Source organism: Bacillus sp. FSL K6-0268 (assembly GCF_038005425.1).
In the GTDB taxonomy this organism is placed as follows: Bacteria; Bacillota; Bacilli; order Bacillales; family Bacillaceae_G; genus Bacillus_A; species Bacillus_A thuringiensis_S.
This window is the reverse complement of record NZ_JBBOTF010000001.1, coordinates 4,382,254-4,401,139: the sequence shown is the minus strand read 5'-3', so window position 1 is coordinate 4,401,139 and position 18,886 is coordinate 4,382,254. Positions and strand designations below refer to the sequence as shown.

The following is an 18,886-nucleotide window of genomic DNA, read 5'->3' as shown; positions in this document are numbered from 1 at the left end:
CATCTCCTTTTAGAATCCTAGTAAAGATCCAACTTGGTATATAATAAGCGTTAATACATAAGCAACAACGAGTGGATAAACGACTGAGAAAATCGTCCATTTGGCTGATCCTGTTTCACGTTTAATAACAGCCACCGTCGCTAAACATGGAACATATAATAAAATAAAGAACATAAATGCATAAGCTGATAATGCTGTATACTGTGCTCCCATTACGTTTCCAAGCACATCTTCTTTAACTGCATAAATAATTGCCATTGTAGAAACGACAACTTCTTTTGCTAAAAATCCTGTTAAAAGGGATGCTGCAGCTTGCCACGTTCCGAAGCCGAGCGGTGCAAATAACGGTGCGATAAACCCACCAATCATCGCTAAGTAACTGTCTCCCATATCAACACCAAATCCTGATGGACCTGCATAGTTTAATAACCAAATGACAACAGAACCACCAAAGATGAATGTACCTGCTTTACGAACAAATCCTTTCCCTTTCTCCCACGTGCTTAGCCATAACGTTTTCGCTTGTGGCACGCGGTAAGGAGGTAGTTCAATTACGAAAATAGACTTTTCCGCTTTTAAAATTGTAAGAGACATAATTTTTGTAACTAGTAATGCAAGAACAATACCTGCAACATATAAAGAAAATACAACAGTTGCCTGACTATGAGGGAAGAATACGCCCGCAAATAATGCGTATACAGGCAAACGTGCCGAACAAGACATAAATGGTGTTACAAGAACTGTAAGTAAACGTTCTTTTTCTTGTTCAATCGTTCTCGCTGCCATAATACCTGGAACGTTACATCCAAAACCGATAATCATCGGAATAAACGCTTTTCCGTTTAAACCGAAGAACTCCATAATTCGATCCATAACAACTGCAATTCGCGCCATATATCCTGAGTCTTCTAATAATGAAATGAAAAAGAATAGTGCAAAGATTTGTGGTACGAATACTAATACAGCACCAACACCGGCAATAATACCTTCTGTAACGAGCGCTTGAATAAAATGAGAAGCTCCAATACTTGTAAGTCCAACCGTCACCCAATCCGTAAGCTGGCCACCAAAAAACTCATCTAACATATCCGATAAAGGTGTCCCAATCCACGTAAACGTAACCTGAAAAATAAAAAACATAACTGCTAAAAAGATTGGAAGTCCTAAAATTTTATGCGTAATTAGTCTATCAATTTTTTCCGAAAAAGGAATTTTCCCTTCTTTCTCATGCTTCATAACATTTGTTTTTAACTTTTCAATATACGCTTCACGAGTTTTGTAAATGTGCTCTTCCAACGTACAATCAAGTTTTCCCTCTAGGCGAGATCGAATGGCTACAAGTTCCTTATAAATTGGTAATGCTTTTATTTCTTTTTCTACTACTTCGTTATTGCTTAAAAATTGAAGTGCTAACCATCTCGGATGCTCGTAATTCGCTTTCTCTAAAAGAGAAATTACCTCTTCAATTCCTTCATCCATTTGTACACCATATGAAATAATGAATGGTTTTTTCTCGTTTTTGTCATTTTCTTTAAGGGTCGCAAGTAGTTCTTCACAACCTTTTCCACTTCTTGCAACGACAGGAACGACTGTTACGCCTAATAATTCGGATAAACGTTTTACATCAATCACAATTCCTCTTTGCTTCGCCACATCAACCATATTTAGACCAATTGAAACTGGCTTGCCAAATTCGAGCAACTGCAACGTTAAATGCATATTTCGTTCAAACTGCGAAGAATCCACAATATTTAACATATGCTGAAATTCTTCTGTTAATAGAAAGTTTGTTACAACACCTTCATCACGTGAAACTGGATTTAAATCATAAACACCTGGTAAATCAATTAATGTTCCTTGTCTATCTTTTAATTTACCAACCTTTTTTTCTACTGTTACACCGCTCCAGTTTCCTACGTATTCATAAGAACCAGTAAGTGCATTAAATAATGATGTCTTTCCTGTATTTGGATTCCCTAGCAAAGCAACCTTATTCACGCTAATTCCACCTTTATCATTTTCGCGTCACAATGACGAATACTAATTAACTGTCCACGACACTCCAATGTACAAGGACCTTTGAACATCGCCTTTTGCTTCATACGAAGTTCGCTTCCTTCAGAAAGACCGAAAGCAGCCAATCTTCTCTTTAGTAAATAATCTAAAGACTGAACACTTTTCACTAGCACTTTCTCACCGATTTTAATATCTACTAAGCTCATAACCTTCCCCCTCCGAAGAGAATGATAATTATTTTCAGAAGAATTATAGCACACTCTATTTCTCTTGTACTATACCCTTTTGCTTCATATTTATTAACATTTCGCTACAATTCTATTTCAATAATTGTCATAACAGATTCGTTTGCCATTCTCATCCATTTCGCTTACAATAAACAATAACAAATAAAGAATCTCGTTATCACTGGGGGAGCCATGCCGCTGAGAGGGAACACTTCGTTCCGACCCTTCGAACCTGTTAGTTAATGCTAACGCAGGGATTGTGCAAACGTCCGAAATACATACCTCTTTTCATTTACGTATTTCGTATCCTCCTATGATATCTATTCTTTTTTGTACAACTTGGATTTAGGGGGAGACAACATGCGTAACACCAATTTACAAGCGATGATTGAATCTGCTATTCTTGCAGCCTTCGCCATGGTCATCGACATTTTACCACTTTCAATAAAAATATCAGCTACAGGCGGTTCTATATCTTTTGCAATGATTCCTATTTTTATTATCGCTTATCGCTGGGGTTTCAAAATGGCTTTCTTAGGAGGCTTAATTTGGGGATTATTACAAATTGTCGTAGGCGATGCCATTATCGTAACACCAATTCAAGTATTAATTGAATATTTCATTGCTTTCGCATTCATTGGGTTTGCTGGTTTATTCTATCGTCCAATTCAAAAGGCGCTTTTAACATCCAATGAAAATAACGAAGAACAATCAAACTTAGGTAGCCGTAAAGACAAACCTTCATCAAAACCAAACCAAGGGAAGAAAGTAATTGGATATATTATCGTCGCTACTTTTATCGGTAGTCTAGCTCGTTACTTCTGTCACTTTATCGCTGGTATCATTTTCTGGGGACAATATGCACCAAAAGGACAATCAGCAGTTCTATATTCTTTAATATTTAACGGTAGTACAATGATTGGTTCCTATATTCTATGTACCGTTTTACTTATATTTTTATTTATCACTTCACCACGTTTATTCAAAAGCATCAGTGCTTATCAAATGAATACACAAAAAAAGGGCGCTTAATGAGCGCTCTTTTTTCATATCGTAATATCAATTAAAAATACAATAAATGCACAAAAGAAAATAAATACCATTATACTTAGCCAATTGCTATGCACGGTTCATCGACTCCTTACATAACCTCGTTTTCTAACCAGATTATATCGTTTAAAAATAAAGATTAGGTAAAGATAGTATGAAAATAAATTAAAAAAAGCGTAGCATGCATTATCTACGCTTTTTTCGGTAAGTAAAAGTAAAATAATACACCGTCTCCTGTATTCTTTACTCCATATTCAGCATCGTGTAATTCTAAAATATTTTTAGAAATAGCAAGCCCAAGTCCCGTCCCACCTTGTGAACGCTGCCGAGCTGCATCCACGCGATAAAAGCGATCCCAAATTTTATCTAATTGTTCTTCTTCAATGTGAGTACCTTTATTTTCAATGCACACTTTTATACGATCTTTATCATCTATTGTCGAAATAATAATATCCTCTTTATTTGGTGTATAACGTATTGCATTCGTAATGAAGTTCACAATGACTTGTTCAATTCGGCCTTGATTTGCAATCACTTCAAATGAACGTATATTTTTATGAACATGAAGTTCTTTTTTCTCTATTTCCACAGATAGATGTTCACATATATCTTCAATTACTGTATCAATATAAAACGAAGACTTTTTCATTTTATATGTACCAGATTCAAATTTAGCTAACTCAAGCATATCCAAAATTAAAGTATCCATTTTGTCTACTTCTCTCTCCATCGCCTGAAAATAATACTCTTTTTTATGCTCAGCTACCCCGTCTTTTAAAATGGAAATACAACTTTTCATAATACTCAGCGGTGTTTTCAATTCATGCGAAACACCAGAAATGAATTCTTTCCGTGTATTTTCTAACTTTCTTTCCTTTTCAATATCTTGTTCAAGCTGTCCGATATGAGAATTTAATTTGTTAGAAAGTATATTAATATTTTTCGATAAATCACCAATTTCATCTTTTGAAGTAATCGGTATTTTTTCTGTAAAATCTAAATGCGCTATTTTCTTCGTCGTATCATTTATTTTTAATAACGGTTTGGCAATTTGCTTTGAATAATAAAACGAAGCTAAAAAAATAAGAACGACTACAAATGCAATGATGTATATGTAATAATCTTGCACCATTTGTACAGCTTCATCTACAGGCTGTAAAGAAGCCATTGCATATATATATGCTACTGATCCGTCTTTTTCTTTTATTGGCTTAATTAATAATTTATATTTTATATCATTCTTTTCATAATCTATTGTTTGTGTTGTATATCGTATTTTATTGCTTTCTTTTAATAATAAATCGGTTTGAAAACCCTTAATATTATCTAAAAATATGCTATTTTTATAAATTGGATTCACAGGACCGTTTACATCTGGTAACTGTACTTTTGTAACACGTCCTCCTATGTAAACGCCTAATTCCTGAGCAGCTTCTTCCTGTACGGCTGGTTTCTTTTCCTTAGCAAGTTGCTCCCCAGCCGCTCTCTTTTTCTCCTCATCTAATTTTATTTTCTCCTGAAATGCTTTTTCTAACGGTTTATTAGATCCACTTAAATTCTGCTTAGATAAAGAAAAAGAGAATGGAATAAAACTATCTTCTTTTCTCACTCCAGAAAAATAAATCTCTTGTCCTAAAAACTGCTCTAATGATTTATTATCAATCTCCTCTATATTGACGAGATTGTATAAGGGTATCTTGAATAGTTGTTGTCCAAAGCTCTTTTGTTGCCTACGATCTATCGTTACCTCAAAATAAAAATCATCCACATGTTTTAAATTCCCATTCTGATCTAGTGTCGTAATCCACGTATTATTTTCCCTAAAAAAGTCTTGCTCAAGTTTCTGAATTCCTTCTGCATTTCCTGTGTAGTTTAGATAATTCTTCTCAAAGGAATTTAAATTCACTTTAATATCTTCCACTTTTCGATTCGCATAATATTGTTTAAAAAATATCGTTTGTCCAATAAATATCGTCGCTAAAATCAACATACATAATGCTGTTGTAAGAGTAAATAATTTTAGTACAATTCCTTTCTTCATACATTTCCCTCAAATTTATAACCTGTTCGTACTACAGTTGTAATGTACTTTGCCTTCTCTCCTAATTTATTTCTTAAATTACGAATATGACTATTAACCGTTCGATCATCACCAGCAAATTCATATCCCCAAATTCTTGAAATTAATTGTTCCCTTGTTAGTACAATTCCTTGGTTTTTCATGAAATACACTAATATTTCAAACTCCGTATGCGTTAAACTAACATCTGCCTCATCAACAGTAACAGTACGTGACGGAAAATGAACTTGGATGCCATGAATCGATAACGTATCATCTTCATTCTCTAAAGGTTTCTTCGATGCCTTTCTACTTTCTAATAATCGTTTCGCTCTTGCTAATAGAATGGGTGGACTATACGGCTTCGTCACATAGTCATCTGCCCCAAGTTCAAAACCAAGTAACGTATCATCTTCATCTACGCGCGCCGTCAGCATAATAATAGGCACCTCGGACGTCTTCCTAATTCTTCGGCAAACAGACCATCCATCGAGTTCTGGCAACATAATATCTAAAATAACTAAATCAACTTCTTCTTCTTCAAATACAACTAAAGCCTCTTTCCCGTCCCTCGCTTCAAACACTACATATTGTTCACTTAAAAAATAATCTTTTAATATTTCACGTAATATATCTTCATCTTCAACAATTAAAATGTTTTTTGACATAACTTATATATCCCCCTCCTGCTTTCAGAAACTATAATTTCATTTTGAATAACTGCCAGTTAACTTCGCCTCGATAATATATCTATCTGGTGCATCCCCTATATAATCAAATGGATAACAAGTTGTCAGTGTTAATATCGGTTCTTCTTTTTTTATAATAACAGTACGATCATCCGCATGAGTAATCCATGTCTTTTGAATTTCATATGTGTACGTTTTATTATCATACTCTAAAACAAGGGTATCCTTTTCTTTCAACTCTCCTAAATCTGTAAATACAGTATCTCGATGTCCACTCAGTACAGTATGTCCCCCTCCAGATGGAGTTGTCGTTAAATCACTAACAAACATACCAACTCCTTTTTTCAGAGTCGTATCATCCGCTCCCCAATATATAGAAAACTTCTTCTTTATTTTCGGTATGTTTAACATCGCTACCTTTTCTCCTTCTTTATGTTCTGTTTGAGAAGAAGGCACTTGAGTGGTTACAGGTGTTTCATGAGAAAGTTGAGTATCTTGTATATTTTTAAGGCTCTTTATTTCTTCTGCTGTTAATTGCCCGGCAGAGCTCTTTCCTTTATACCATTCCACAGCGTAATAGGATCCCATGAATAGCCCTATAGCCATCAATATGATACCGATATAATTGAGTAACTTCATGTTTCATCCCTCCATGCCAAAAATGGTAGGAGTAACCTACCATTTTTAATATATGAAATTATCCCATTCTTTATAGGACAATATTTTATTTACGCTTTAAACTTACTGCGACGATTCAAACCAAATAATGTACCTAGTGCTACAAGGGCTGCACTTAATCCCATCATTACCACGTTATTTGATGCCGTGTTTGGCAATTTTTCACCTTGTACAACTGGCTTGGCTACTTCTTTTTTAGCTACTTCATTCTTTTGCCCAACTTCTATAGCTGCTTCTTTTTTGGCCATATCGTTTTTTAACTGTTCTTGCGCTATTCTCTTTTTCTCTTCTTCACTTTTTTTCTCAGCTTTTATTGCTTCCTCTTCTTTAGCCATATCATTTTTTTCTTGTACTTGTGCCGCTTCCTTTTTCTCTATTTCACTTTTTTGCTGTTCCTTAATTGCTTCTTCTTTTTTAGCTTTATCTTGCTGCATTTGCGCTGCTTCTTCCTTTGTCAATGTTCCTGTTGAAGCACTCGCTACTGAAGAATATCCTACTGTTAAAAGTGCCATTGCACAAATTGGTAATAGTCTCTTTTTCATCTTCATTCTCTCCTTATATTTTATTCACATCAACTCGCATCGGATGTATTACTAGAATAAGCAAGAGATATAAATATAAGATGCAGATGAAATATAATTCATTTAAAGATTTCATTGTAGAAAAAGAAAAAAACATCGCAATATATACGATGTTTTTTTCGGGTGTGTGTCTCAATATTTACATGTTACTTTCGCGCGATTTGGAAGTAGAACGGGCCGGAGCGATAACTAATTGTCTCGGCTCAGTTTTCTTGAAGTGATTTTTGACGTTACACTTACGACGTTGAACAACCCACGCTTTAATAGGGTTTATCAAAATAATCTTTTGCTCTTCGTTAGGGGCCTCTTCTTCAAACCTACAACTTTCGCTCCATTTATTCCATTTCATTGTAAATTTAGAAGAAGAATGATCATCTTCACGATCAAACAAGTGCAAAAAATCCATTTTTCCATCTAGCATTACGGTATTACTAGTCGCTAAAAAAGAAAAGGTCGTCCAACGTTTCTCCATGCCCTCCTACTCCTTTTTCACATATAGAGTGCCTAAAACTTAATTTACCTAAAATATGCTTGCCTTTTACCTTACACCCATAGTTTATCCAAAATGCTATTATGCAACTATCGATTTGCCTTACAACTACCTTACATTTTTGTAAGAAACAAAAAACCTTCACTCTATATAATGAAGGTTTCTTACTTTTTATCTATATGATTTCTCATATCATCAAGTCCAGCTTCTTTTAGCTGCGACATCATACCGTGCGAAATTGCTCCTAACACTAAAGTCATTCCAATTAATGAAATACGAATCGCAGGTACATCAATTACGTAAGCCAACAGGCCAAGAACAATTGTTAAAAGTAATGCTTTTATAAATGTTACACTTGTGTACTGTTTCTTCTTCATCATATTCACCCTTTTTGGAAGCGTTTTCTTAATGTACTTAGTATATCATATCATCAGATGATTTTGTCTTTATCTTTGTAAAAAATTACTATCTCCTTTGACTTTTTCTATTCTATCCTTTACAGTCGAAATGTTCGCAAGTTTTACACTGTAGGAGGATTACAATGAATATTGAAATAAAAGACACTTTAATTTCTGAAGAACAATTACAAGCAAAAGTGAAAGAATTAGCACTTCAAATCGAACGTGACTTTGAAGGAGAAGAAATCGTAGTTATCGCAGTATTAAAAGGTTCATTCGTATTTGCTGCTGATTTAATTCGTCACATCAAAAATGATGTAACAATTGACTTTATTTCTGCATCTAGCTACGGAAATCAAACAGAAACAACAGGAAAAGTGAAACTACTAAAAGATATTGACGTAAACATTACTGGAAAAAACGTAATTGTTGTAGAAGATATTATCGATTCTGGTTTAACACTTCATTTCCTAAAAGACCACTTCTTTATGCATAAACCAAAGGCACTCAAGTTCTGTACATTACTTGATAAGCCAGAACGCCGTAAAGTAGACTTAACAGCTGAATATGTTGGCTTCCAAATTCCAGATGAATTCATCGTTGGATACGGTATCGACTGTGCGGAAAAATATCGTAACTTACCATTTATTGCTTCAGTTGTAACGGAATAATATAATAAAATAAGCTTCCATCAATTACTGATGGAAGTTTATTTTCTATCACGATTCGTAAAAGACAAAGGGAGAGAATAAAAATGACAAAGACAAAATTTGAAAAAGTACTCCTCATCATAAATCCGAAAGCTGGTCAAGGTGACTTACATACAAATTTAACAAAAATCGTACCACCTCTTGCCGCAGCTTTTCCTGATCTACATATCCTTCATACGAAAAAACAAGGTGATGCAACAAAATATTGCCAAGAGTTTGCTAGTAAAGTAGATTTAATTATCGTCTTTGGTGGTGATGGAACAGTATTTGAATGCACAAATGGCTTAGCACCTCTCGAAACTAGACCTACACTTGCAATGACTTCTCTCGCACACTTGGTGTTCCGCAAAACATTGCAGAAGCGGCAAAACTTATTACAAAAGAACATATAAAACCAGTTGACGTTGCAAAAGCAAATGGACAACATTTCTTAAACTTCTGGGGGATTGGTCTCGTATCTGAAGTATCAAACAATATCGATGCAGAAGAAAAAGCAAAGCTTGGTAAAATCGGTTACTATTTAAGTACAATTCGAACTGTAAAAAATGCTGAAACATTCCCGGTAAAAATTACTTATGACGGACAAGTATATGAAGACGAAGCTGTCCTTGTCATGGTTGGAAATGGTGAATATCTTGGCGGTATTCCATCCTTTATTCCGAACGTAAAATGTGATGACGGAACACTTGATATTTTCGTAGTCAAATCAACAGGTATTCAAGCATTTAAAGATTACATCGGAAAGAAATTATTTGAAGACTCAAATGAAAATGACATCTTCCACGTAAAAGCGAAATCCATTCATATCGAAACAGAGGAAGAAAAAGAAGTAGATACAGATGGAGAAAGTTCGCTTCATACACCTTGTCACATTGAATTATTACCAGGACACTTTACGATGATTTATAATCCTGCGGTTGTGTAAAGAAAAAAACGAGTGCTAGCACTCGTTTTTTCTCTTCTAATCTAGTTATGTCGTTGAATAATTTCCTCTATTTCTTTAACTCTGTCTAAAGTAATTCCATTTCTTTGTTCGATCGCTAAAGGATGGTCGGTTGGCTCTAATTCAACATACGGTGCCATTCCAACTTCTCTTATATGTACATTTGTTTTTAAATTTAATGTTTCTGGATAAACTGGTATTTCTACAGATAACCACCCAAAATAAGGATCACTATTTTCTCGGCCTCTCTCATCCCACTTTTCTAATACTTCATCATAACTTTCTTTACTAAGCGATACCCACACAGTCCATATGAAATTTTCGTGGTAATCAATGATAGGAATCTCTAAACAACCTCTAATAAAGTAATGTTCATCGTCCATTACGCAAAGTTCTGATGTTAAATGGAAGCGTCCCTCTCTTTCATGGGGCGCTACCTCGTAATAATAATATGGTGCTTCACTTCCGTAGCATAAAGGAAGTGTAAAATGACTCATTTGTACTTTTTCTCCAGATTTTCTTCTTCTTTTCATTTATTATTCTTTCTCCTATCTTTTTCAGTCACAACCAAACTCCACCCAATTTTCCCAGTTCGTATTAGCATCCTTATTTACAATTTCACTAGAGTATACCATAAACATACTTACCTTTCATTTTCTAATAATATTACTAAAAAATAGTAGAATGACTAGTTTGCATACTCTAGTTCTTTTTATGTACAATGAAGGAAAGAAGCACCTTCATATAAGGGAGAGGACAAACTTTGTTCAACCAACAGTTAGTTAATTTACGCATTGATTTTGCATTTAAACAATTGTTTGGTACGAATGGTAGTGAAGATATTCTAATTGCATTTTTAAACGCTATGTTACAAGATTCTTTAGAGTCGCCCATTGCTTCTCTACAACTAGAAGATCCACATTTACACAGGGAATATGAAGAGGATAAGTTATCTATTTTAGACATTTCAGCGACATTAAACACAGGAACAAAAGTCAATGTAGAAATACAACTCAATAATAATCACGATATGGTTAAACGCAGTTTATATTATTGGGGAAGACTATACACATCTCAACTACAAAAAGCGATGCCCTACAGTGCACTTCACAAAACCATCACCATAAACTTACTAAACTTCGTAATGTTTTCGGAACACCCAGCCTTCCATACAACGAGCATATTATGGAATACACAACAAAAAAAACTCCTAAGTGACGACATAGAAATCCACACTATAGAAATTCCAAAGTTAACTGAACAATGGTATGAAGAAAAAGTAAATCCGTGGAAAGATCCATTTGTTCGTTGGCTTTTATTGCTTTCAGCAAATGAGGATGAGCACTTAACTAAACTATTGGAGGATATTGCTATGAACCAAGACCCTATTTTACAAAAAGCGATAAATAAATGGGAACCTATGAGTCAAGATTCTTCTTTCCGACAAGCCTATGACGCAAGGGAGAAAGTTTTAATGGATGAAGCAGCAAAATTCGCCCACGCAGAGACAGAAGGAATAAAAAGAGGGATGGAACAAGGGATAAAAAAAGGGCTTGAAAAAGGCATTGAAAAAGGCATTCAACAGGGCATTCAACAGGGCATTCAACAGGGCATTGAAAAAGGTCGAAAAGAAGGAGTCCAACAGGGAAAAATTCAAATGATTAAAAATATGTATGATCTTGGTATACCACTTGAAACGATTGCTAAGGCAAGTAAATTAAGTTTGCATGAGATTGAGCATATTTTAGGACATAAATAGTCATAAAAAAGAGCTTGAATAGTTTCAAGCTCTTTTTTTATCAACTCTCCTCAATACCATCCAATTGAGTCTTATAACATTCATCACACTCTGGCCTCGTAGGAAGAATCCCTCTTTCATCAGGTAATAAAACCCTCAAAACTTCTCGATCCATCTCTACGAAATACTTCATAATAATGGGATATCCTTCAATAATATTCATATACTCAATCCCTTGTTCAAACTTTTTTCCGCTCTTTATTTCTTCTATTTTCAGCATAAAAAATCCGAAACCATACAAAATGATTTCGGATTTCCTATAGTTAAAATATTAAATTACATTTCGAACAAAAAGGAACAGAATTTCCTCTTCAAATTTTCGCATTACGTTTTGGACAATATACATCTCTCTCTTCTATCTTTTCTCGTTCTATCATATGTAAGGATACTATTCTCATACTGCACATAACCCCAATTAATATAAGGCTAACAACGAGTAGCATATCTCTCACTCCCTTTCTATATTTTACCATAAAATAACAAAACCGATTCCCACATTGAGAATCGGTTTTATCTTTATAATCCTAACTTCGCCTTCGCACCATCAGGAATTTTATCTACCTCTATTTCTACTTTATCATGTAAAAACTTCCCTCTTGTAATGACATGCCAGTACGAGCCTTTTTGTAATTTATCTACGCCATCAATTGTTACTTCTTTCTCTTCTCCCTTCTCATCATAAGCTTTAACTGTATATTCAAAACCTTTATTTCCACCTAACTTCTTCGCTCCAACCAAATTTTGAGCTGGGATCCCTACTACCCGTTTATGCTGGATAAATTTATTAAACTTCATAGTGTTTTCAAAACAAAAAGTCTTCCATACAACGAGCATATTCTGGAAGACACAACAGCAGCGACGCCTAATTGATGATATAGAAATTCCAAAGTCAACAAAACAATAGCATGAAGAAGAGCTAGAAAAATATCGAGAAGGTTGACGGGGCATACACCGTGTCAAATTGAATTATTATCAAAGCTTTCAACAGTGATTTATAATCCTTATTTTGCTATACTTTAACAATTACTAAACTTCGCATTTTTTCAAAAAATAAAGTATAATGAACTAATATAAAAAGGTTGTTAACAAAATCGTTAACAACCTTTTTTGTTTTTTCCGAAAAACTTTTCAATTTAAGGGAGCGATCACATGTATTGGAGAAAAAATGATAAACCTGTAGAAGAACCAGAAGCAATTGCTGTATGGGAATGCCAAGAAGAAAACTGCCGTGGGTGGATGCGTAAAAACTTTTCGTTAGAAGAAGAGCCGCAATGTCCTTTATGTAAAGGAGATATGGAAAGCAGCGAACGCTTATTACAAAAGTTATAATAAATTTTCCTCTTCACCTTTTATAAACTCAAACATAGAGGATCCTCTTTCTCCTTATTTGCAATGTGAATCGAAAGAAAATAAACTATACAAAAAGCTTTGCGTATCCTCGCAAAGCTTTTTCAATATCTCAAACTCATTCCAACCATAGTTCCTATCCAAATGATTACTGTTCACCTATATGCTCAATAACCAAATTAATATAAAAGGAAATCCAATAAAATTTACAAGTTTCACTTTTAATTCATCCATTTTTTATAGGCTAATACAAATTTTATACTTTAATCTTACGACGAATAAATCCAAATACAGATCCTAATACCACAAAACATGCACTTGGTATCATCATTGTTTCGCTACTTCTTTTTTCTCTATATCATTCTTTTGTTGTGATTGAATCGTTGCTTTCTTTTTCCCTAATACTTCTTTTTATTGATCCTGAATCACGGCTTCTGCTCGTTCTAATGATTTTTTTTACTCCTGCATTGCTGCTTTCTTCTTCTCTAACGCCTCTTTTTGCCAAGCATGAAATTCTGCTTCCTTTTTTTCTAATGCTTGTGCTGATACCTCTCCCTTTGACGTTGTTCCAGTAGATGCGCTAGCTAACGATGAATATCCTATTGATAAAAGTGCCATCGCACAAATTGGTAAAATTTTCTTTCTCATTTCATTTTCTCCCTGTATACTTTTTTAAATACCAGCTTGGGGGTATTTATAGACTAAACAAGCTATATAAATATAAGATGCAGATACGATATATTTCACTTAAAAATTCAATTAGTGTAATTAATTACACTAATCTCTATGTATAGATGTATTTCCTTAAAAATAGTAGAGGGATTCCTTGATTTCTCCTTAATAATATTCAAAAGTCCCAAACTATAATAAGTTTGAGACCCTTGAATTCTATATTCTATTTTTTCTTTGGGAGGACAATCCCCTTATATAATTGAATAGTGATCAAATAGTAAACAACGTAAATAATTAAAAATATACAAATCGGAAGTCCAATATTCACATATGGATTCACAAAAAATTTAACAAATGTAAATACATTCATTCCTACCAAAACGTGTATAAGACCCAATATAGCTGGAAATAGAAATACAATGCCTAATTCTTTATACATAGATTTTATAAGTAATTCTTTACGTACCCCAATTTTCCGAAGCATCTCATAACGCCCTATATCTTTCGTAGCTCCAGAAAGGATCTTAAACATTAAACAACTTGCCATCATAGCTAAAAAAGTAAGGCCTAAAAAGAATCCCATAAAGGAAGTTCCTTTTGAAAAGGCAAGCATAGATTCATAATCACTATAGTTTGTCGGTAAATATACATCTTCCTTAGGCTTATTAATAGTAGCGGCTATTTTTTCGATTTGACGATCATCCATCTCTTTTAACTCTGTTTTATACCTTAAAATATTATCTACTTTAGCAATAAAAAATGTATGCTCATTCCCTTGAATTGCTTCATAACGTTTTTCATCGACGATATAGACAGGTTTACGATCATATACAGAAATATTCGATCTAAAATCACTATCCATACTCTTATCCCAATTCAGTGGTAACGTAGAACTAGATGGATCAACTTCCTCCCCCTTAAACATCCTATAGCTCGAAGATGGAAGTTGTTCAGTAATATGTGTTGTCTCTTTCTTTCCAAACAACAGTGGAGGATTCTCCAATAATTCTTCTTTTAAATAGTAAACAGCCTCATTATTAACTTTATATTTATATTGTTTTTTATCTACAATTTTCGTAACTACTCAGCTTCTTCAAATAAAAAAACAGGCCAAATACATGTTTCCGATTCGAAAACATGAAAAGAAAATACTCCAATCAGAGAAAGAATCTATGCCAAATAGAGAAATTCTCTTATGAAGTCGTGTTATTCCAAGGAACCGTTCTAGTTTCTATGACTTGGTTTATCGCTTGTAAGACCGATTGTTTTTGTTTTTTCATGGTACTCATAAAGCTTCGTATCTGACAAAAAGATTCTGCGCCTTTCTTACTTCGGAAAGTCCCAGACACTTTCTGTTTTACTTTCGTCATCCGAATATCCCGTTCTGCTTGATTGTTATCAAATGGAATGGCTGGATGTTCTAAAAACGCTAGAATTCTGTCAGAATACTTGACGAAGCGATTCCATAAATTTTGAGAAGGCGTCTGCTTTCCTTTCTTCTTTTGTTTCGTGGAAAGAATCTGTTGTTCTTTCAATATGGATTGATACATAATAAACAGATTCTTTTGCGTCGCTTTTGGCATGGTACCTTCGGATTGCTTTTTCATCGTCAACGCTTGCGTTAGAAATTTCTGCATCTGTTGTGCCCATTGTTCTCCAGTACTATCTATAATTCCTTGTAAATCTCGTAAGAGATGGGCATTACATAAAACGTGACGACAATCTGTATACGCATCATACGATTTCCAACCATCATGCATCGCAATTCCAGAAAAAGATGGCAAGATTTCTCCAGCATCCATTGCTTCTTTTCCACGTTTTTGATGAATATGTTGCAATGTCACCTCCGGTGTACTGGCAGTATGTAACCATTGTGTTTTGTTTTCTACACGCATACCAGTTTCATCAAAATGGACAACAGGAGACTGCAGAATCTTTTCCTTTACTTCTTTTATGAATGGCTGCAATTGAGAAGCGAAAGCCTGTGTATGATTTACCAGGGTTCCTTCGCTTATAGAATGTCCAAAACAATCCTGAAAGAATTCTTTTGTTCGCTTCAAAGAAATGCATTGATAATGCGTTAAATAGGGAATCAGTCTTTTTATATTTGGACCATATTGAACAGGACGAGATACTGTCGAAGGAAATTGGGCTTCTTGGATAGAATGGCAATGTGGGCATTCTTTCTGTTCTACTTTATGTTCTGTCACTTCGATCTGAATAGGTGGTAAGTCATACACTTGGCGAATGCGATACCCTTTTACAGGCTCGTGGTTCAAGGAAGTATGACAACAAGTACAATATGTAGGAGAATGTGTAATCGTATGATCTGGAGTCGCTGTCAAACCAAGAGTATGTCCCTTGTGGCCCAACTGGCCACCCGTTTGACGATGAGACGGTTTGCGCAAACTTTTTGTAACGGGCTTACCCAAACCATCTGTAGAAGGTGGCTTATGACTATTTTTGGAGTTTTTTTTTGAAGCATTTTCTAGTTCTTGTATACGTTTTTCTAACTTAGAAAATGTTTCTTCAAATAAAGAAATAACAGCTTCAGGTCCTTTTTTATATGTATCTAAAATAATTTTTCGATCGACCATAAGATTCACCTCCCCTGTTTGATATACTCAGTATTTACAAATGGGAGGCATATGAAACTAGTAAAATTTAAAAAAGACACCGAAAGGTGGCTGAGTAGTTACCAATTTTCATTTTTTCCATAGCTTTATAATCCTCTGCTTCTGGATCATGAATTGTAATATCATAACCTGACATTCTTTCTGCTGTAAGGATTACGTTTTTCTGTAAAGACATGCCACCAGCCATTGCCCCCACACCCAGTCCAATTAGCATCGTTACCGTGCCTAATATTTTCGCCAAACTACTTACACGAAACTGCAATTGTGCAAATGTAAATGCATTTAATTTCTTCTCATTTAAATAGCGCGTTTTCTTTAACCTGTTAACAATCATAGGTAAGAACGAAATAAATATAAGATATGTCCCGATTGTAATCGTGAATAGTGGAAGCATAATGGCTCCAGCGCCCTTTATTCCTACGAAGAGTACGAAATAATACCCTACACCTAGTCCTAGCAAACTACATAAAAGTAACAATATTGTGGCTGGTCCTTTCATTCGTATGCGCTCCGTTTGCTCCTCTGTACGAATTAAATCTAGTTCTGTTTTAAGTGCTATACGAATCACATTCACAACGGATGTAAGTAGAAATAACACACTAAAGAATATAAATGTTATTTTGAATGCAGGACCATAAAATGCTTGATAACCTTCCGCTGAAATTTCCAATTGTTTCGTTAGAAATTTGCTAACGAAATTAGAAAGAATGGCTCCGAATACACTACCTAGCACTAGTGAAATCATTCCCATAATGAACGTCTCAAAAAATAAAAGTTGACTAATTTTACTCTTTTTCCCCCCTAATACAAGGTACATACCAAGCTCTTTCTGCCGGAGTGAAAGTAGAAAAGAGTTTGCATAAAAAATATAAAAGAATGTAATAAACGCTACCAAAACAGAGCCTATTTGAAATACAAATACAATTGAACCAATAATACTGTTATTCATTGTAAACTCTTTATTTAACGCAAGCGTTTGAAACATATAAAAAATAGAAATTGAGATTACAAGACCTATTAGTAAAACGATGTAATCCTTTATCATTTTTTTCATACTGGAAATAGAAAGTTTTAATAACACACTTTACACCCACGATTCTCTACAGCGTGGTATACTACATTCACCTTTTTACTATCCCCTCTTTGTACAACGTTCTCTTCAAATATTAAAGTTTTCATATTGCCTCCTGTCATGTGGCTAGTGCTACGATCATGCTATTTTCATAGCCACTAACTATCATTTTATCTTTTCCCGACAAACAGCAATATTGATTCCTCTTACATTATCCTTACATTTTTGTAATGTACAATACCTTAAAATCATTATATTAAAATTATTATTTTCATAATCCGATTCATATACCTTTACTTTGTTCTCACGAAGATGACATCAATATTCTCACACTTAAATAATATATTTATAAATATAAATTCGAAGGATATTTTATAGGTTTTCTAGTCTATTTAAAAAGTTATATAAATCATTAACATTAGAAATGGACAAAAAAAGCCCCTCTGTAATACTTAATAACTTTGCACTTATCATCAGTTTACCTCTTCATTATAATTGTCCGAGATAAAGATATACCCACATGTTATTAAATTTAGTACCGTTTTACCTTTCCTTATCCCTCTCACTCTTTACTTTACATTAATTCTCTTCGTTTCTAATCCACCTCTGATGGACTCTATATAAAACTATTATTTAGGTTGTATTAAAATAACATATTCTAAATCATATAAATTCGCCTTTGGTTTTGCATAAATAGTATAAGTAAGACCATATTGATCTTGTTCTTGTTCTAGTACCTCTGCTACTTCAAGACCTGGTGGTATTTTCTGACTCAATTCAGAGGTAATAATGCTATCACCTATTTTTATTTCTTTCACTTTATCTGATGGGATATTATCAATTCGAAGGGCCTGTTTTTTCTTATCATACCCTGTAACAAATCCTAAAATGGATGAATTATTTTGAAGGGTGATTGCTAAACGATTCGTTCGTTCATCACTCGTAATTAATTTCACAACAGATGTATATTGATCTACACTATCTACCTTTCCAATAAAACCGTTCACTGTAATAACAGCCATACCAACCTTTACACCATGTTGTGCCCCTCTCTCAAGAGAGATTTTTCCATACCAATCTTCTGCTTCACGCCTTACTACTGTAGCTTGAATTAGATTGTATTTTCCTTGTTCCTTTAATTCTTTCGTTTTATTGATAAGTTTAGTAAGATTTTCTTTCTCCTCACTTAACATTTGCACTTTACCCTTTAATGATTCTTGATGTTCAATTTTCCCTTTCAATGCTTGATTCTCTTTATATACTTTATAAATGTCTTCTATATTATGAACAATATTTTGGACATGCTTATTATTTGTACATACATACACCGCCAATAAAGCCAAAAGAATAATTGAAAGAAATAATAATATTTTCTTCTTAGAAACCTGCATAATTATCCTGCTACTCCTTATCAATTTTTATCCACACACTATAGGATACTAGTGATTGTATACAGAATAAATGCAGTTTAGATAAAGTTCAGATAAACTTTATTTTCTTTATAAAAAATTTAGAAATTA

At 34.1% G+C, this 18,886-nt stretch carries 17 protein-coding genes, 4 pseudogenes and 1 riboswitch; of the genes and pseudogenes, 5 read left to right on the top strand and 16 right to left on the bottom strand.

The features are described from left to right. Positions 1-9 precede the first annotated feature (9 nt). Both feoB and MHI28_RS22885 read right to left on the bottom strand, forming a co-directional pair. Complete coding sequence (gene feoB / locus MHI28_RS22890; protein ID WP_001044863.1) at positions 10-1,998, bottom strand: ferrous iron transport protein B; 1,989 nt, start codon at positions 1,996-1,998, stop codon at positions 10-12. Further along, on the bottom strand, positions 1,995-2,222 hold the full coding sequence (locus MHI28_RS22885; RefSeq protein ID WP_000060521.1) for a FeoA family protein: 228 nt from the start codon (positions 2,220-2,222) through the stop codon (positions 1,995-1,997). Before MHI28_RS22885 ends, feoB begins: the two co-directional genes overlap by 4 nt. Before the next feature lie 194 nt (positions 2,223-2,416). Beyond that, positions 2,417-2,518, top strand: a riboswitch (TPP riboswitch). An 85-nt stretch (positions 2,519-2,603) separates the two neighbouring features. On the opposite strand from MHI28_RS22885, the gene thiT reads away from it, so the two are divergent. Continuing rightward, a complete protein-coding gene (gene thiT, locus MHI28_RS22880; protein ID WP_001246589.1) occupies positions 2,604-3,275 on the top strand; it encodes an energy-coupled thiamine transporter ThiT in 672 nt (223 codons plus the stop codon). A 208-nt stretch (positions 3,276-3,483) separates the two neighbouring features. Here thiT and MHI28_RS22875 read toward each other — a convergent pair whose 3' ends face one another. From MHI28_RS22875 to MHI28_RS22850, 6 genes are all read right to left on the bottom strand, one after another. After that, positions 3,484-5,334 carry a sensor histidine kinase gene (locus MHI28_RS22875; protein ID WP_000715418.1) on the bottom strand — a complete coding sequence of 617 codons (1,851 nt, stop codon included), beginning with the start codon at positions 5,332-5,334 and terminating at the stop codon, positions 3,484-3,486. Then, positions 5,331-6,020, bottom strand: a complete 690-nt coding sequence (locus MHI28_RS22870) for a response regulator transcription factor (RefSeq protein WP_000041850.1) — start codon at positions 6,018-6,020, stop codon at positions 5,331-5,333. Before MHI28_RS22870 ends, MHI28_RS22875 begins: the two co-directional genes overlap by 4 nt. A gap of 39 nt (positions 6,021-6,059) precedes the next feature. After that, entirely contained in the window at positions 6,060-6,680 is a 621-nt protein-coding gene (locus MHI28_RS22865) for a class D sortase (protein WP_000771574.1), read from the bottom strand. An 89-nt stretch (positions 6,681-6,769) separates the two neighbouring features. Further along, the gene (locus MHI28_RS22860; RefSeq protein ID WP_000746713.1) at positions 6,770-7,261 is read right to left on the bottom strand and encodes an LPXTG cell wall anchor domain-containing protein; all 492 of its coding nucleotides are present in this window, start codon (positions 7,259-7,261) and stop codon (positions 6,770-6,772) included. 178 nt (positions 7,262-7,439) lie between these two features. Further along, complete coding sequence (locus tag MHI28_RS22855) at positions 7,440-7,772, bottom strand: hypothetical protein (RefSeq protein ID WP_000415611.1); 333 nt, start codon at positions 7,770-7,772, stop codon at positions 7,440-7,442. 182 nt (positions 7,773-7,954) lie between these two features. Continuing rightward, entirely contained in the window at positions 7,955-8,170 is a 216-nt protein-coding gene (locus MHI28_RS22850) for a hypothetical protein (protein WP_002081963.1), read from the bottom strand. A gap of 161 nt (positions 8,171-8,331) precedes the next feature. On the opposite strand from MHI28_RS22850, the gene hpt reads away from it, so the two are divergent. Next, a complete protein-coding gene (gene hpt / locus MHI28_RS22845) occupies positions 8,332-8,859 on the top strand; it encodes a hypoxanthine phosphoribosyltransferase (protein ID WP_001019295.1) in 528 nt (175 codons plus the stop codon). A gap of 83 nt (positions 8,860-8,942) precedes the next feature. Further along, positions 8,943-9,823 (top strand): annotated as a pseudogene (locus MHI28_RS22840) (diacylglycerol/lipid kinase family protein). 41 nt (positions 9,824-9,864) lie between these two features. Here MHI28_RS22840 and MHI28_RS22835 read toward each other — a convergent pair. Further along, entirely contained in the window at positions 9,865-10,374 is a 510-nt protein-coding gene (locus MHI28_RS22835) for a DUF2199 domain-containing protein (RefSeq protein ID WP_000830226.1), read from the bottom strand. A 230-nt stretch (positions 10,375-10,604) separates the two neighbouring features. Between MHI28_RS22835 and MHI28_RS22830 the strand changes: the two genes are divergently transcribed. Next, positions 10,605-11,600, top strand: coding sequence for an Rpn family recombination-promoting nuclease/putative transposase (locus MHI28_RS22830; RefSeq protein WP_340828303.1), 996 nt, complete (start codon positions 10,605-10,607; stop codon positions 11,598-11,600). A gap of 40 nt (positions 11,601-11,640) precedes the next feature. On the opposite strand, the gene MHI28_RS22825 is transcribed toward MHI28_RS22830, so the two are convergent. Both MHI28_RS22825 and MHI28_RS22820 read right to left on the bottom strand, forming a co-directional pair. After that, positions 11,641-11,859 carry a hypothetical protein gene (locus tag MHI28_RS22825; RefSeq protein WP_002081958.1) on the bottom strand — a complete coding sequence of 73 codons (219 nt, stop codon included), beginning with the start codon at positions 11,857-11,859 and terminating at the stop codon, positions 11,641-11,643. A 296-nt stretch (positions 11,860-12,155) separates the two neighbouring features. Next, positions 12,156-12,365, bottom strand: a pseudogene (locus MHI28_RS22820) (DUF1093 domain-containing protein); the annotation flags it as partial. A gap of 423 nt (positions 12,366-12,788) precedes the next feature. On the opposite strand from MHI28_RS22820, the gene MHI28_RS22810 reads away from it, so the two are divergent. Further along, positions 12,789-12,968 (top strand): cold-inducible protein YdjO-related protein, encoded by a 180-nt coding sequence (locus MHI28_RS22810; protein ID WP_000289928.1) that lies wholly within the window; start codon positions 12,789-12,791, stop codon positions 12,966-12,968. 474 nt (positions 12,969-13,442) lie between these two features. On the opposite strand, the gene MHI28_RS22805 is transcribed toward MHI28_RS22810, so the two are convergent. The 5 genes and pseudogenes from MHI28_RS22805 to mreC form a co-directional block, all read right to left on the bottom strand. Further along, entirely contained in the window at positions 13,443-13,634 is a 192-nt protein-coding gene (locus MHI28_RS22805) for a hypothetical protein (RefSeq protein WP_002162460.1), read from the bottom strand. 247 nt (positions 13,635-13,881) lie between these two features. Continuing rightward, positions 13,882-14,733 (bottom strand): annotated as a pseudogene (locus tag MHI28_RS22800) (ABC transporter permease); the annotation flags it as partial. Positions 14,734-14,851: 118 nt separating this feature from the next. Next, a complete protein-coding gene (gene tnpC, locus MHI28_RS22795) occupies positions 14,852-16,255 on the bottom strand; it encodes an IS66 family transposase (RefSeq protein WP_100910632.1) in 1,404 nt (467 codons plus the stop codon). A 103-nt stretch (positions 16,256-16,358) separates the two neighbouring features. Next, positions 16,359-17,375 (bottom strand): annotated as a pseudogene (locus MHI28_RS22790) (FtsX-like permease family protein); the annotation flags it as partial. 620 nt (positions 17,376-17,995) lie between these two features. Further along, a complete protein-coding gene (mreC, locus tag MHI28_RS22785; protein WP_001198148.1) occupies positions 17,996-18,757 on the bottom strand; it encodes a rod shape-determining protein MreC in 762 nt (253 codons plus the stop codon). Between the last annotated feature and the right edge of the window lie 129 nt (positions 18,758-18,886).

What these genes read in the sequence shown, in the direction of transcription:
- MHI28_RS22865 (WP_000771574.1), bottom strand. Translation starts at nt 6,680, where the DNA reads ATGAAGTTACTCAATTATATCGGTATCATATTGATGGCTATAGGGCTA.
- tnpC (WP_100910632.1), bottom strand. Translation starts at nt 16,255, where the DNA reads ATGGTCGATCGAAAAATTATTTTAGATACATATAAAAAAGGACCTGAA.
- thiT (WP_001246589.1), top strand. Translation starts at nt 2,604, where the DNA reads ATGCGTAACACCAATTTACAAGCGATGATTGAATCTGCTATTCTTGCA.
- MHI28_RS22860 (WP_000746713.1), bottom strand. Translation starts at nt 7,261, where the DNA reads ATGAAAAAGAGACTATTACCAATTTGTGCAATGGCACTTTTAACAGTA.
- MHI28_RS22885 (WP_000060521.1), bottom strand. Translation starts at nt 2,222, where the DNA reads ATGAGCTTAGTAGATATTAAAATCGGTGAGAAAGTGCTAGTGAAAAGT.
- mreC (WP_001198148.1), bottom strand. Translation starts at nt 18,757, where the DNA reads ATGCAGGTTTCTAAGAAGAAAATATTATTATTTCTTTCAATTATTCTT.
- MHI28_RS22855 (WP_000415611.1), bottom strand. Translation starts at nt 7,772, where the DNA reads ATGGAGAAACGTTGGACGACCTTTTCTTTTTTAGCGACTAGTAATACC.
- hpt (WP_001019295.1), top strand. Translation starts at nt 8,332, where the DNA reads ATGAATATTGAAATAAAAGACACTTTAATTTCTGAAGAACAATTACAA.
- MHI28_RS22875 (WP_000715418.1), bottom strand. Translation starts at nt 5,334, where the DNA reads ATGAAGAAAGGAATTGTACTAAAATTATTTACTCTTACAACAGCATTA.
- MHI28_RS22870 (WP_000041850.1), bottom strand. Translation starts at nt 6,020, where the DNA reads ATGTCAAAAAACATTTTAATTGTTGAAGATGAAGATATATTACGTGAA.
- MHI28_RS22805 (WP_002162460.1), bottom strand. Translation starts at nt 13,634, where the DNA reads ATGAGAAAGAAAATTTTACCAATTTGTGCGATGGCACTTTTATCAATA.
- MHI28_RS22810 (WP_000289928.1), top strand. Translation starts at nt 12,789, where the DNA reads ATGTATTGGAGAAAAAATGATAAACCTGTAGAAGAACCAGAAGCAATT.
- MHI28_RS22835 (WP_000830226.1), bottom strand. Translation starts at nt 10,374, where the DNA reads ATGAAAAGAAGAAGAAAATCTGGAGAAAAAGTACAAATGAGTCATTTT.
- MHI28_RS22825 (WP_002081958.1), bottom strand. Translation starts at nt 11,859, where the DNA reads ATGCTGAAAATAGAAGAAATAAAGAGCGGAAAAAAGTTTGAACAAGGG.
- MHI28_RS22850 (WP_002081963.1), bottom strand. Translation starts at nt 8,170, where the DNA reads ATGATGAAGAAGAAACAGTACACAAGTGTAACATTTATAAAAGCATTA.